The sequence below is a fragment of the Pseudomonas pseudonitroreducens genome (assembly GCF_021603645.1).
Taxonomy (GTDB): domain Bacteria; phylum Pseudomonadota; class Gammaproteobacteria; order Pseudomonadales; family Pseudomonadaceae; genus Pseudomonas; species Pseudomonas pseudonitroreducens.
Window position 1 is genome coordinate 1 of record NZ_BQHJ01000013.1, and the last position, 14122, is coordinate 14122.

Below are 14122 nucleotides of genomic sequence, written 5' to 3' on the forward strand. Positions count from 1 at the left end.
GGGAGCGCGGGCTCCTGAGGCACCACGACAGGAACCTCCTTGAGCGTCGGCTCCTGGGAGAAGGCATGCAGCCAGGACGACAGGGCCGCCAGAGCGTCGATCGCTTCCGCGAGCGGCTCGTCACCAGCTGCTGGCAGGGCAAGATCGAACTTCAGCGTTGCGGAGTTTCCTTCGTCGAAGAATGCCGGTCGGTCGGAGAAGTGCCCAGCGCTGGCCGAAATGAGCTCCGCAGCGGTGCTGTTTCCACCGCGCTTGTAGGCAGCCAGGACTTGCGTGCCGTCGCATTGGGCGTTTGCGAAGGTCCAGCCATGGATGCTCGTGGGTAGCTGGTACATTACTCGGCTGCAACCTTCGACGAAGGCTGGGACAGAGGGCCGTTTCGCCCAAGGGTGTTCCAGCGCCTGCAGGGGCTGTTTGGTGCCTGTTTCTTGCTCCAGCCGGGCTTGCTCCTCGAGGCGCTTCCGTTCTGCCTCCAGGCGCGCTTCGCGCGCGATCTGCTCCTGGTGCGCACGCCACTGTGTCCACGCCACAAAGGCGCCGATGACGATCACCGCGATGACGATCAACTGAGCCAGCTCCGCTTTCGACAGCCCGAATACCAGCGGTCGGAGGCGATACTCGCGTTTGAGTTTGGACGGCTGAAGCAGCTCCTGGATGTCCAGGGGCTCACCGCCCATCTCGAATTCTGGCGGGAGGTACTCGTGCTCGAAGTTGATGCCACGGCTGCGCTGTTGTGCAACGCGCCGGCGCACTTCCGCGGCGGTGCCGATGAGATCGCAACCAGGGATGATCCCGCCGTCATGTACGGCTACGACCGCGTAGCGATCCTCATCAGTTTCAACCTGCCAAGCTGCGATCCAAGAGTTGCCGAGCTGACCGGCAAGGGTCGCGGCCAGGCTGTACATGCCCTTGGTCACGCCCTCGGTGCGCGATACGAAGCCTGCCTGGATGATGCGCGGGGTGCGCCGTATGGCGACGATGTCCAGGTCGTTGTCTTCCCCGAACTTGCGCGCTTCTTTCATGTAACCGGTGAGACTGCCCAGCGGGTGCCAGCGCAGGCCGGTCACGAAGTCCCTGCCACGGTACTGAAGGATCTGGACTCGCGAGCCCGTTACCTTGGGAGCGTCAATGCTCATCATCGCCCCTTCAGAAGGTCCAGCAGGTGCGCTGCTTGGAGCTGCACGATACCTGGGTGTGCTGCCCGTCATCGTTGGCAGCCAGGTTGGCGGCTGCCTGCAGGATGTTGGGGACGAACTGGATGCTGCCGTTGAGGTTGTCCGGCAGGACGATCGGAGTTACCAGGACGACCAGGGAGCTGTGAGTCGAGGTGCGGCTGCTGCCGCCTCCCAGGCCAAAGAAGCTCGGACTGCCTACCCCGGACTTGGAGGCGTTCTCGCTGTTCTCGTCGAATCCGGTCAGCACCAGAGTCTCGCCGCTGCGCAGTAGAACCTTGGGTGCTGCGTTCTTGGTGTCGTAGTCGGCGTTCTGCACCTTCGAGCCGTTACTTTCGAACTCCTGGAAGGTGGGTTTGCTGCTCATGCTGAGCGTGATCATCAGCAGCATGTTTTCGCGATCCAGGAGCTTGGGCAGCAACATCATGTTGAAGCCACTGGTGATCGTCGCAGGCGTCAAGGAAGTGCTGGAGCCCACCGATGCAGTAGTCGTAGTTGAGCTGGCAGCGACATAGCTCTTCACGTTGCCGATCTGGATGGGAGCGGGCTGCAGGTTGAGCGTGGTTACCGAGGGGGACCGCACTTCGGTAACGCGGCCTTGCTCGGACAGCGCCTGCAGGATTGCTTTGGTGCCGGCCCAGGGCGAGCTGGAGGTATCTAGGATGCTCCCGGTGGCAGAAATAGCGTCGCTGCTGATGCCAGACACGGTGTTGGACAGCGAGAAGCCCCACTTCCCGGAGACCGACTTGTACACGGCGTCCCAGTTCACGGCGTTCTGGTCCGTGTCGGTAAAGTTCACCTCGGCAACCTTCACATTGAACAGCACCTGGCGGGTGATGGTCCGGTTCGTATCTCGGAGGTAGGCCGCAACTCTGTTCAGGACCTCGGGCCTGTCGCTGACGGTCATCGCGCCTGTCGAGCGAGATAAGAACATGCGCCCTTCCGGTTGGACGCTGAGCATGGCCTGGACGTTCTTCTCGATGTCGGCCAGCAGTGAGGTCTTGATGATGGAGGTGGTGCTCTGGTTGCTTCCGGATTCGCCCGTAGCACCAGAGCTCGTCGACGTACCGCTGTCGCCCGAGCCGGAGCCAGTTGACGTCACCAGTCCAGACTTCACGGTGCTTTCGATGACCTGGTCATCACCAAAGGCCCAGACGTCGAATGTGCGGGTCTCGAAGTAGGTGATTCGAACGCCCTGCAGGTCTGGATCGTAGTTCCAGGACAGGCCAAGGCGAGAAGTTGCCTGGTTGAGCAGCCCGGACACAGGGCCGGAATATTTGATGCCCGCAATCAGGCCGGCGCTGGACAGCCCGATGTCGAAGCTACGCGCGCCGCTGGGGGCGGAGCCGATAACGTTGGCCGGCATCAGGCCGGCCAGGCTGTCTGGGCCAGCGGAGCTGATCGGCGCCGGCGCGCTGTTGTTGCTGCCCGACTGCTTGGAGGACGTCAGGATGCCGGGGTTGAGCGCATCAGGTGCCACCAGTACCGGCAGGCCGGTCTGCTGGGTGATGTACTGGGCCACTTCGGTGATCGACACGGCCGACACGGGCCGGTAGGCAATGTCGTGGTCCTTGCCGAAGGGAAGCCCGCGCTTGGTCACCAGCGGCTGGGTCGATACCCATGGCTTGTTGCTGAAGACGACGGTATCGCGAGCTTGCTCGGGCTGCAGGTTCTGCAGGTATTTGGTGTACTGCCCTGCGGATTTACCCTCGAGCTCAGCGCGAGCAACAGAATCGTTCACGCGCTGCAGCGAGCAGCTGCTCATGAAAAGGGCCAGCGGCAAGATGGCCCAGCGTACCCAGGGGCGTGCGGTCATTTCTTCTTCCTCTCGTCGACGTGCAACACACGCTGAGAGTCGCTGCCATCAACCACGAAGGAGCGCGGAGCGGTGTCGTATAACGGGAACAGTTGCTTGATCGCCTCTTCGAAGGAGCCTTCGAAACGAAGCGGGGCCTGGATCGGGTAGTCCAGGTCGTCCTGGCTCCAGATCAGCGTCCAATTGGCGTTCTTGGCCCAGGCCTCGACGCTCTGGCGCAAGGTTGATCCAGTTTCGGCCGCCCATACCTGGGGCAGCGGCCGTGGGATCGGCGCGGGGAACGTGACCGGCGCAGGTTGAGCGACAGCAGCTGCAGCAGGCACTGGAGATTTCAAACTCGCTGGTACAGGGAGCGTGCTGGCAGGCTTGGGGGCAGCGCTCGAGGTCGAGGCTGCAGTGATAGGGCCATCCTTGGCGGGTGCCACTGGGGGGAGCACTGCGGGTTTGGCTGCGGCCGCCGGAGCGGCAGCAGCTGAAGTGGTGATGGCGGGGCTGGAGGGCACCGCGGCAACTACGACAGCGCCGGTGGCAGAGTCCGGTGCCGGAGTGGCGGTCTTGGTACTGGCAGGTTGCTGGGCGTACATGGTAGTCGCCGGCCGCGGAGGCTCTGGCAACTGGTAGCCAGGGCGAAGCACGAAGCAAACCTGGCGGTTCACCTCGTCGACCTTGACCTGCCAAGCCGGACCGGCCAGCACCTGCAGAGTGTTGCGCAGGGTCATAGGCCCCAGCTTGTACTGTGCAGCTGGCAACGGCCGGGTGTAGAGGATATTGACGTGCCCGGAGCTGGCGGGACACAGCGCGTAGCCGGAGCGCTCAACGACGTACTGCATCGCATCCCGAACACTGGGGCTCATGTTCGAGGGAATGGTGACGTCGATGATCTGGGCCATCAGATCGCGCTGACCAGCGTCCGGTTGTGTCGTGACCAGGGTGTAGCGCCCATACCGGACGACGGGCTCCTTCTCTGGCACACCCCCACTGGGATAAAGGTCGGGCGATAGCATTTCCGGATTGCGGCTGCTATCGAATGCGGGCTTGGGCGTCTCGACCGGCTGGGTAGTGCAGCCGGTGAGAAGCGCGAGCAACGAGAGAGTGGTCAACTGCCTGGTCATGTACCGAAAGGCCCCCTTTGATGATGGGGGTCACGTTCGCAGGCGCAGTGCCAGTACGCAGTAGGAAATAGATAACGCGGCGTAGGGGTATTTATTCCGGGCCTATGCCGCGATGGTGGCTGCCAGTAGAGACTTCGCCAGCGCCTCCTGATCTGCCTCAGGCTCGATGAGCTCCATGCTGACCTGGCGTTTTGCCAACAGCATCTGCCACAGCTGCTGGTCGATGGTGTTTTCCACCAACGGGATCTTCACGATGACCATGCGCAACTGGCCGTTGCGATAGGCGCGGTCTTCGGCCTGGTCTTGCTGGCCAGGCGTCCAGGGCAGGCCGAGGAAAAACACGTAGTTCGCTGCGGTGAGGTTGTTGCCGGTGCCGGCGGCCGACGTCGTGCAGATGAACACGCGGCAGTCGGGGTCTTCCTGGAATTTGTCGATGGCCTTCTGGCGCTTCTTCAACGTATCGGTGCCGACCAAGGTGACGTTGCCGATGCCGGCCTGCTCGCAGAGCTCTTTGAGCATCACCACCGTTGGTTTGAACTCGCAGAAGAGGATTACCTTGTCAGCCGGATCCAGCTCGCTGACCAGGTCCATGGCCACGCGGACCTTGACCTGCTCCAGGTAGCGCCTGAGAGCTCCAAGGCGAGCGAAGATGGGCCTGTCCTCAAGGCGCAGCGTGTCGTACATGCGACGCTCGTCTGCAGCCAGCTCCACGGGTAGCAGCTGCCGCTGCTTGCCCTTCAGGTTGGGCAGGACGTCTTTGCGTCGGCGCAGCATCCAGTCGCCGAGCTCGGCGCGCAGGTTCTGGCGGAACTCAGGGTTGCCGGCGAAGCGTTCACAGAAGTCCTTGAGCGACAGCTGGCCAACAGAGTGCCCCGAGAGCCGGAGCAGAGTGTGGAGCTCGGTCTCGCGGTTGAGCACAGGCGTGCCGGTGAGCAGGTAGCGATTGGGCACCTTCGCAGCAATGTCGAATCCATGGCGTGTCCACTCGGCCGTGGGTTCCTTCAACCTGTGGGCTTCGTCGATGATCATGACGCTGAAGCGTTCGGCCTGCACCACGAAGTCGCCCAACCGCTCGTAGTTGATGACCATCCACTCTGCAGTCGGATCGTCGTGCTGCAGTGCAACCCGGGCTTCGGGGTAGACCGCATGAATCTCGCGCTCCCAGTTGATCAACAGGGACGACAGCGTGATCACCAGGATCGGCACGCCTGCAGCGCGGATCTGCGCCGCAATCACCGCCTGGCGTGTCTTGCCCAGCCCCATGTCGTCGGCCAGCAGCGCGCTGGTCCGCTGCAGAAGGTGAGCGATCCCCACAGGTTGGTGGTCCAGGAGTGAATAGCCGCGCAAGGCCTCCGTGATCGCGCTTTCGGTGTACTCGGTACGCTCGATCGGCGAGACAGCCGCCAGGTAGATATCGGTGGAGACGTCTTCGTCTCCAGCCGAGGTTGTGGGTTCCTGGGGAGGGCCACCGAGGCTGATCCCGGGCACGTCCTTCGCCGGCGCAACAGTGCCATCGCTCAGCAGCTCCTGGACGACATCGAGGATCTCGAACTGGTCCTCAGCTAGTCCGAGCTCCAGGATCACGTTGCTGCGCACTAGCTCTGCAGAAGCGTCGATGCGCCACGAGCTGGAGTGACCGAGGAAGACGCCATGCATGCGCCGCGCTACCGCAACGACGCCGGGGTGGTAGTCGCCCGAGAGCAGCACACCGCCGTCTGCCAGCGGGGCGATACGGAGCATCAGTCCCCAGGTGAACGCATCCCGGATGGGCGAGGCCTGGGCCTGCTCCAACTTCTGCTGGAAGCGCTGCCAGGTTTCGCTGTAGCGGTCCTCGGCGAGCTCCTGCAGGCGGTGGAACAGAAGGTCCAGTTCGTGGAAAAGCTTGTTCTTGGGTAGCCTCCAGTACCGGTGGTAGGGGTGGTCGCCTCGACGGATGAAGAATCCCCCGCGGGCAAGCAACACCTTGTTGGCACCTTCCAGGAACGGCAGCTGGAGGCCGAAGTCGTAGCCGTCGAACACGACCTTGCCGAGCAGCTCCGGGGAGCGATTCATCATCCGTGGCCGCTTCATGCTGCCTCCAGATGGGTGCTCACCCAGTGGGCAACCGCGCCGGCCAGCCGAGATTGCCAATGAGAGTCGGCAAATCTGGTCATGTGCTGGGTGTGGTCCGGCCAGTCCAAGTTGACCTGAACCGATCCAGCTTTGATCTGCTGCATCAGCCAGGCAAAGGCTCTGCCTTCGGCTGAGTCCTTCGGCACGGGGTCGTTGCCATACGAGCGCAGCTGTGCGCACTCCAGGTGGTGGACGGTCCGCGCGCCCTGGTGTTCATGACTCTTTCGATTGAGGACCAGTTCGGCGGATGCAAGTGAGCGCCCATCGCGACGCAGAGAAATCAACCTGCAATCACCGCAGTAGGCTGAGAAGTCATAGGAATCGATGCAGTGATCGAGGGATACGTGTTCGCTCCAGAGATCGGACGGAGAGAGCAGCTCAACCGCCTCGATACCGTTCGGGCATAGCACGGGGCCATCGACCAGCAAGGGCGTCCACCTGGCCGACTCGTCAGACGCTTTCAGTTCTGGCTTTTCAGCGTCGATTTCTTCGCGAATCTCGGCGAGTGCCTTGTGGAAGGCCGACACCTTGTTGGCGAGTTGCCGGTAGCTGCTGCGCTGGAAAAACGCCGATGCGTTGAGCTTGGCCTGTTGAATAACGTCGTACTGAGCATGGTTCGCGAAAGCTAGTCCCAACTGCCGGAAGACTTCGCCGAAGTCCTGCAGGGACGCCATGATTCTTGGCCAAGCCGGGTCATTCCAGCTGCTGGGGCATCCAGAAAGCAATCGATTCAGGTCCCAACGCTGCTGGTCTTTTGGGAGAGAGTAGTCGGGACGAACTTCCCAGGGAATGTGGTTGAACAACTGGAAGAAGACCGTCCAGTCACCATGAGTTTTCGGACGGCGATTTCCGAGGGAGGCGCCTGCGAGGAGGGCATGCCAGCCCGAGTTCTTGCCCTCGCGTAAAACGTGCGCAAGCGCGCCGCCTGCGATTGACGGCCGGCAAGAGCCGATGAAGCGAATCGACGAAGGTTGTACCTGGAAGTACCACGCCAGAAAGTCCGTCAGCGATAACCCTGCGTCGACGGTATGTCCCAGCATCTGATCGAAGGCGACAGGAGCGAGATATTCCTTGTGCAAGTCGGTGAGCTCGTAGGGGGCCAGGTCGAGCCAAGGTACTTGCAAAAAGGTGCCGGTAGCGGAGCACGGCCAAGAGATTTGGTCGGGAAGCACAAGCAGCGGCAGCAAAATCGGTTGGGCCTTGAGCGCCTGCTGGCGTCGCTCTTTGCAACCGGAGGCCAACCAGTTGTAGAGGGCTGGAGAAGGACAGCGCACGGAGCGAATGGCAAACAGGATTTCAGGGTCGAGCTGGCTACAGAATCCCTTGAGGACTGCCCCTATCTGTTTCAGATAAAACCGGGTTCGTGGCCCAAAGTACCGGTGGTGGCTTCCTCGTTGCGCAGGGCTCGGAACGTTACGGGCGAACTTCCCGAGGTCGTCCGTCGCCATGCTGCCGGCGAGCTGATGAGCTTTTTTACAGTAGGACGTGAGGAAGGCTGTGTCGGCAAACACTCCGCCGGCCTGGTGCCATCTCAGTTCAGATTCCAGCCGGCTGATGAGTGCGATGGCGCCGTTGCGTGTGGGTTTCCTCAGAGAAACACGATCACGTGTGGAAATCGTCAGTGCCCTGATGATTTGGCCGTCATACCACTGAAGGGTATTGCCAAAACGCGCTATGCCAAATGGAGTTTGGTCCGGGCCATGCGTGCCATTGACGAACCAGGCTCGAGCAGTGGAGGTTCGCTGCAGATAGGTCCGGATGAAGTCAGTGCGCTGCCGACCTGCCAGGCCGAAATGCGTTGCCCAGGTAGTGGCTACTGCGCGCTGCCTCTCTGTGAAGCGACGAAGGATGGGGTCGACCGGGGTATCTATGACCGCTGACATGTGCATGCTCCTCGAGGAGCATGCAGGCTGTCAGGTGGGTTCTGGCGGGGACAGGGGAAATAGAGACCTGGAGAAGGCGGAATTCGCGGGTACGGCTGTTCCCCAGCACCTACATTCCACGCGGATTGTTCATATCAGGTTTGCCCTTGACCGAGGGATAAGCCACCTTGCATCCGGAAGACCTGTATCCCGTGCAGCCCCAGAAATCGTATTGCCCAGGTTTCTGCTTGTGGACGAGTGGTTCCCCGCATTTGCCGCACTTGTACTCGCTGCTGGTAGGCCGTGAATCCGGTGCGGTAGCGCTTCGTTGCATGGTGGCGGACGGTTGCGTCTGCAGCTTCTGGAGTTCCGCCCCGAGGTGCTCATAGAACCGGGCCACGACGGAGCTGTACGTCTCTTGGCCCTGGGCGATCTTGTCCAGGTCCTTCTCCATGCTGCTGGTGAACTCCAGCTGCAGGAAGGTGAAGTTGCCTTCCAGCTTGGCGATAGTTTTCTCCCCCAGCGGACCTGGGACCAACTTGCGCTTTTCCTCGACGACCAGGCCCTTGCCAGTGATGTTCTTGACGATTGCGGCGAAGGTACTTGGGCGGCCAATCCCCAATCGCTCCAACTCCTTGACAAGGCTGGCCTTGGTGAAGCGCGGCGGCGCCTTCGTCTTCTGGCTGAGCACTTCGCCCTGGTGAACCGGGAGGATCTGCCTTGGCTGCAGTTTCGGGACCGGATTCTTCGCAGGCTCGGCCCTGTCTTCTTCAGCGTCATCGCCCTTGAGCAGCTTCTTCCAGCCGAGGTAGGAAATGGTGCTACCAGTTGCGGCGAATCGCAGTGGGCGACTATCCGGCCCCTTGGCCAAGAGCTTTACGGTGCGCACGTCGTAGATTGCGTCCGTAAGCTGACTGGCCAGCGCGCGAATTCGGATGATTTTGTAGAGCGACTGCTCATCGGGCGTCTCGCCCGCTGTCTCGTCAGCCCAACTGGTCGGCGCGATGGCTGGGTGGCCTTGCTGGGCCGCATCGCCGGCTTGGAATACCCGGCGCTCCTCGACTGCCTCCAGCCCCATCTGGCGTGCAACAGCCTTCAGATGCGCCATCGCATCGTCATCCAGGTTGGGGTTATCAGTACGGTGATAGCTGATGACGCCCTGCTCGTAGAGCTTTTGGGCAATCATCATGGTCTTGTCCGGATCCCACCCCAAGGCCACGCTGGCTGCCTGCTGCATCGTCGATGAGATGAAGGGCGCGGGTGGCCCGCGGCGTTTCTTGCTGTCGGTACAGGACTCGACGATTACGGCGCGCGTCCCAGCGACCTGGCTGGCCAGTGTGCCGTCCTGGACGTAAGGGTGCTCCTCAGTCGCAAAGTCAGGAACGGTCACCCACTCTGCCTTCCACTTCTGCTCCGTTGCCTCATCCAGAAAGGTCAGGTCCACGCCGAAGTGGTGAACGACCTTGAAGTTGCGAATCTCGCGTTCACGCAGGAGCACGATGTAGACGGCGACAGATTGAACGCGTCCTGCAGACGTGGGTTCACCGAGAGTGCGTCGAAGCTCCTGCGTTACGAGGTAGCCCACCAGACGGTCCAGAACGCGCCGGCATTCCTGGGACGCTACCAGGGGAAGATCGATCTTTCGCGGGCTCGCCAGGGCCTCTCGTACGGCGGACTGGGTGATCTGGTTGAAGGTGATGCGCTGATAGTCACGAATCCCCAGCGTTTGCTGGATGTGCCAGGCGATGGACTCACCCTCACGATCCGGGTCAGTGGCGATGTAGATTTCAGTGGCTCTCTTCAGAGCATCGCGCATGCTTTTCACGTTGCGCTGGCTCTTGGGCAGCACCTCGTACACGGGGCGCAGGTTCTTGAGCACGCCGGTGGTGATCATGGTGCTGTCCTGGCCCTTCTCCGGCAGGTCGCGGATGTGGCCGCCGCTGGCGACTACCATCCAGTCCTCGCCAGGGCGCAGCTTCTTCATCATGGGACCGAGCTTCTTCAGCTTGCCCGGTGCCTCGATGATCATGAGTTTCATGGGGTGCCCCTATCCGTTGATCCAGGCCGCACTGTTGCTGCCGGCCTGGTCTGGTTCAACGCGAAATGGGCATTAGAGGCGGGATGAATTCGGCGGGAGGGTCGTTGTGGACTAGAGGTCCAGCGTCAGCTGCTGGGCCTGCCGGTACCCTTTCAGCCAGCTGGCCAACATGGCGGGGTGCTTGTAGGGGCAGGCATGCACGGGAAGCCCTTTCTGCGCAGCTTCTGCACCAGCGGCTGCAATGGTCAGGTGAGGATTGTTGAAGTGCCTCCTGTCGACCTTTTGCTCTGGTGTGGACTGACCTGACACAGTGGACCTCCCGCGAATGAGGTTGGCGCTGTAGGGCTCTTTACTAGTTGGAAGCCTTGTTGACTGTCACGACGAGATGATAGCGGCAGTTGACCGCTTGGATATCCTGCTTGTCCTCCCGGGCCCACCTTAAATCGCAGCCGAAGTCGATGCTCTGCTCATTGCCGAGGAGTGCCTGCTTGGGCTGTGTGGACTCCACGTCGAGCAGGCTGGTCTGCGGAGCTCCGGTTGCGGTCACACCGGCTGCCGGGTTTACAAAACCCAAGACTTCGACGCCATGTAGCCGGTAACTGAGTTGAACGCGGTCCTCAGACATGACGACAGGGGTGATGTTCAGGTCGTAGCCGTGGACGTAAGTGGCTGGAGTTAGGCGCAGCTGCTCGCCATCGGGCGTCACCTTCGACACATAGGAGCTTGTGACCTGAGCCTGCGCTTCTAGGGGGTGGCCATCCTCGACGTTGTCGGCGAATGACATAACCAGGTAGTGGTCCCGGTAGAGAGCTCCCGATACCGAGAGCATGTATTTCAGAGCCTTCGTGCTCTTTGCAGCCGTAGCATTAGTGTCTGCTTTGTCCGACTTCTCCGAGGCCCAACAGGGCGAGTGAGCAAGGAGGATGAGTGCAAAGCAGATGGCGGTCTGGAGCTGTTTCATGGTGTATCACCGAGTTATGAGGGGCGACGTGCGATGCCTCGCATCCAGCGGTTTCACGATGAGGCGCGTTGATGCTGGGCATGGCTCGGCAAAGCTCTTTCAGATGCAAGACTCGGCCTGTCCAGGGCAGAAAACACCCGGAAATGCGCATTGTGAGGAAGTGGATTTCCCCACTCCGCAGGATCGTTCCACAAGAGACCTGGGCAGGCGCTGCGTGCAGCGCCCCCTTTCGGCCCAGCTGTTTCGGGCTGAAGCACCGAGGCTGCCATTGGCACCAACACTGCCACTGTGCTCCTGGTTGAGTGGTTCCAGTGGAGCCAGTTGTTCAACCGCCCGCCATGAGATCAAGGCTTGGCTGAGTGTTGCGGGCCGCAACACCACCACGTCAAGCAAGGGCGAAGTGTTACGGGAAACAGTTGTGGAGTGGATATGAGGTGAAACGCCACGACTCAGCTGCTCTTGGCGAGGGAGCTACACGAAGGGACGCGATTTAGCGTGGGTCAGCCTGAGAGGGAATCTGACGCAGTTGGCCCAGGAACTCGGTGTTCGAGAGCTTACCGTCTACACGGTCCTGAAGTATGGGGAGGAGTAGCGCCTGCTGTTCTTTGCTCAGCTTGCGGTAGAGCTCGACGAGCTCGAGCTCCGAGGGGGTGATGGGCTTGTTCAACAATTGGGCCATGGCGGTTGCTGCAAAAGATTGGACTGAAGACAGGAATGACGGAGCAAAGTTCTTGCCACCTGCAGCTTCGCGAAGGGCGGCCTCACAAAATGGCTCGCCAGAAGAGGGCTGATTGGGTGGTGCAGAAGCCTCGCGATGGGACGTCCTTGTCCCCGGAAGCCTCGCGAAGGGGCGCGCTGAATTAAGGAGGGGGTTACAGGGGAATGTCGTCGTCAAATCCGTCGTAGTCGCGCATGTCCTGGGTAGGGTGCTGCGGCGCCGGCGGCTGACGATCAGTCTGAGGATTCTGCTGTTGCTGTTGGCCGGCCCCGGAGGCCAGGAGCGATACCTGGGCAACCCGATGGGGGAGGATCGCAACTCGGCTCGCCTCGACCTTCAGTGCCTGGACCTCCTCGCCAGTCTGTTTGTCCTTCCAGCTGTCCATGATGGCGCGTCCCTGGACCATGACCCGCATGCCTTTCTGGAACACAGAGGCGAAGCGCTCGGCATCCTGGTGCCACCACTCGACGTTGCACCAGAACCCTCCACGGTCCTTATAGCCACCTTGGCCGTCCGGGATCGAGTTGTCGAACATGATGTTGAGACGCAGAAGTTGCCGCGGGCCATTGTTGCCGTTGGGGAAGCTCTTGTACTCGGGCAGGGAGCCGATGTTGCCTTCCCATACTACGGGTGTACTCATGGTGGATCTCCGGTCAGTTGTGTTGCGATGGGTTCGTGTTCTGCTGCAGGCGAACCAGGTACTCGGCCTCGGCCTGGCCCATCTTCTCCGCGCACTCGGCGGCCTGTTTGGCGATGGAGTGGATGAGGCTCATCTGCATGTTGAGGATGATTCGTTGCTGCTCGAGCGCGAGCAGGTCCTGCAGCAGGTGGGATGGAGTCTTGGGCTGCCGCAGCATTTCCGCCCAGATGCCCACCCCCATCTTTCGGGACTGGATGTGCTGCCAGCGAAGGAAGGTGGTGCCGGCCTGGGTGTTCTGCTCTATCAGGCGGACGGGCAGCAAGCTGAAAGGATGACGGCGGACCTGGGCCAGCACTTCCTGGGCGAGCTCCTTCAGACCGACCTCCAGCGCCTGGCATTGCTCAGCTAACTGGGTCATCTCCCCCTTACCTTTAAAGGGTCTTAAAAGGCCTTTTAGTGAGGCACTCTGTTGCAGCCCCTGATAGGCAGTCTGTTGCAGTGGTCGGAAGAGAGTCTGTTGCAGCTCATGCTCCGGACGGCTGTGCGGCAGCATGGTGATCAGTCCTCGCCGAGATCTTCGTGGTCATCGGAGAAGGGCTCGCGTGGTTGTGGTTGACCGCGAGTGATCGGTGGGGCGAAGGAAGAACGTCGGGTGCCCTCCAGGATGTCCTGGGGAATCTCGCCATGACGCTCGTACATTTTCCGCGCCTGCTCGGCCTTGGCGTTGTTGGCGGCAAAGTCGTCGCGGCATGCACCGGAAAAGCGATAGAGCTGGGCCAGGCCGAAGAGGCTACGAAGAACGCGGGCGCCTTCGTCGATCCACAGCTCCATGTCGCGCCGGCCGATGAGACCAACGTGCTGAGCCAGGAGGATGCGTCGAACGATCTCGTCGTAGGAGGTCAGCAGGTAGACCGCCTTGAAGCCCAATGGGTTGGAGATGAAGAGAGGCAGCTTGACGGGCTGGATCGAGAGGTTATTGCCGATGGTGATCATCGAAGGCAACTGGGCCATGACATCGTCCAGGCGCTTGTCGATGACCTTCAAGGCTTCGTCCGACTCGTTGATCTTCTCCTCGAGCCGGATCATCCACCAGTCGGAGTAGGGATCGTCCTGAGAGGCACCACGCGACATCTGATTCATCTTCGAGCAGAAGCCTGCCAGTCCGAGGATGCTGGGCTTGCCTTCAGTCTGAGGGCGGCCCATCCAGATTCGCGCTGCGTGGTGCGTGTGGAGGGTGAGCTCAACAGCACTCCGCAAGGAGCCAATGTTGAGCTGGTAGTTGTCAGCCATGGGCACGGTTTCCTTATTAAGGTTGAGGAACGTGCCCATGCTGCTAATCAGCGGGAGCTGCCGCAGCAGGAAATGCTCAGTCCGCCAAACTCGATTTTGTTGTTGCCATTACTACCCCTGCCAAAACGTCCCTAATGGCGCCCAGATCCAAGCCAGCAACACACCGCCGGCGAGTAGAACAAGCCATGTTTTCCAACTGCGAAGGTAAGGCCAGAGTGCGAGCAGCGCGAATAGTGCCAGGTCGATGAGAAGTTGCCTTTGTTGCATGGGAAGCTCCGGTTGATTGATAGAGCTTCCAGTGTTCAAGGTGGGCAGCGCTGGTGGTGGCTTTTTACAACCACATTCCGACCGAAAAACGGAGCTGTTTCGACTCATCTCTATGTGGCTCCGTCCAGGTCGAC

The 14122-nt window shown here is 61.0% G+C and carries 11 protein-coding genes; all 11 read right to left on the bottom strand.

Features of this window, described 5'->3' with window-relative positions; genetic code table 11:
• Positions 1–1136, bottom strand: a 1136-nt coding sequence (gene pilO2, locus L6D89_RS26525; protein WP_236201669.1) for a type 4b pilus protein PilO2, incomplete at its 3' end; no start/stop codon positions are given.
• A 10-nt stretch (positions 1137–1146) separates the two neighbouring features.
• Positions 1147–2988, bottom strand: coding sequence for a PilN family type IVB pilus formation outer membrane protein (pilN, locus tag L6D89_RS26530; protein WP_043273972.1), 1842 nt, complete (start codon positions 2986–2988; stop codon positions 1147–1149).
• The gene (pilL2, locus tag L6D89_RS26535; protein ID WP_043273973.1) at positions 2985–4100 is read right to left on the bottom strand and encodes a PFGI-1 class ICE element type IV pilus protein PilL2; all 1116 of its coding nucleotides are present in this window, start codon (positions 4098–4100) and stop codon (positions 2985–2987) included. The genes pilN and pilL2 overlap by 4 nt, the downstream gene beginning before the upstream one ends.
• 102 nt (positions 4101–4202) lie before the next feature.
• Entirely contained in the window at positions 4203–6170 is a 1968-nt protein-coding gene (locus L6D89_RS26540; protein ID WP_043273974.1) for a DEAD/DEAH box helicase, read from the bottom strand.
• Entirely contained in the window at positions 6167–8095 is a 1929-nt protein-coding gene (locus L6D89_RS26545) for a hypothetical protein (protein WP_051879436.1), read from the bottom strand. Before L6D89_RS26545 ends, L6D89_RS26540 begins: the two co-directional genes overlap by 4 nt.
• 109 nt (positions 8096–8204) lie before the next feature.
• Complete coding sequence (topA, locus tag L6D89_RS26550; RefSeq protein WP_043273977.1) at positions 8205–10112, bottom strand: type I DNA topoisomerase; 1908 nt, start codon at positions 10110–10112, stop codon at positions 8205–8207.
• A 111-nt stretch (positions 10113–10223) separates the two neighbouring features.
• Positions 10224–10421 carry a ribosome modulation factor gene (locus L6D89_RS26555; protein WP_043273979.1) on the bottom strand — a complete coding sequence of 66 codons (198 nt, stop codon included), beginning with the start codon at positions 10419–10421 and terminating at the stop codon, positions 10224–10226.
• Between the two features lie 43 nt (positions 10422–10464).
• A complete protein-coding gene (locus L6D89_RS26560; protein ID WP_043273981.1) occupies positions 10465–11073 on the bottom strand; it encodes a hypothetical protein in 609 nt (202 codons plus the stop codon).
• An 872-nt stretch (positions 11074–11945) separates the two neighbouring features.
• A complete protein-coding gene (locus tag L6D89_RS26565; protein WP_043273983.1) occupies positions 11946–12431 on the bottom strand; it encodes a single-stranded DNA-binding protein in 486 nt (161 codons plus the stop codon).
• A gap of 13 nt (positions 12432–12444) precedes the next feature.
• Complete coding sequence (locus L6D89_RS26570; protein WP_043273984.1) at positions 12445–12984, bottom strand: DUF3158 family protein; 540 nt, start codon at positions 12982–12984, stop codon at positions 12445–12447.
• A gap of 5 nt (positions 12985–12989) precedes the next feature.
• Complete coding sequence (locus L6D89_RS26575) at positions 12990–13721, bottom strand: PFL_4669 family integrating conjugative element protein (RefSeq protein ID WP_043273985.1); 732 nt, start codon at positions 13719–13721, stop codon at positions 12990–12992.
• Between the last annotated feature and the right edge of the window lie 401 nt (positions 13722–14122).

Coding starts and splice junctions, on each gene's coding strand:
- pilN (WP_043273972.1), bottom strand. CDS start 2,988: ATGACCGCACGCCCCTGGGTACGCTGGGCCATCTTGCCGCTGGCCCTT.
- pilL2 (WP_043273973.1), bottom strand. CDS start 4,100: ATGACCAGGCAGTTGACCACTCTCTCGTTGCTCGCGCTTCTCACCGGC.
- L6D89_RS26540 (WP_043273974.1), bottom strand. CDS start 6,170: ATGAAGCGGCCACGGATGATGAATCGCTCCCCGGAGCTGCTCGGCAAG.
- L6D89_RS26545 (WP_051879436.1), bottom strand. CDS start 8,095: ATGTCAGCGGTCATAGATACCCCGGTCGACCCCATCCTTCGTCGCTTC.
- topA (WP_043273977.1), bottom strand. CDS start 10,112: ATGAAACTCATGATCATCGAGGCACCGGGCAAGCTGAAGAAGCTCGGT.
- L6D89_RS26560 (WP_043273981.1), bottom strand. CDS start 11,073: ATGAAACAGCTCCAGACCGCCATCTGCTTTGCACTCATCCTCCTTGCT.
- L6D89_RS26565 (WP_043273983.1), bottom strand. CDS start 12,431: ATGAGTACACCCGTAGTATGGGAAGGCAACATCGGCTCCCTGCCCGAG.
- L6D89_RS26570 (WP_043273984.1), bottom strand. CDS start 12,984: ATGCTGCCGCACAGCCGTCCGGAGCATGAGCTGCAACAGACTCTCTTC.
- L6D89_RS26575 (WP_043273985.1), bottom strand. CDS start 13,721: ATGGCTGACAACTACCAGCTCAACATTGGCTCCTTGCGGAGTGCTGTT.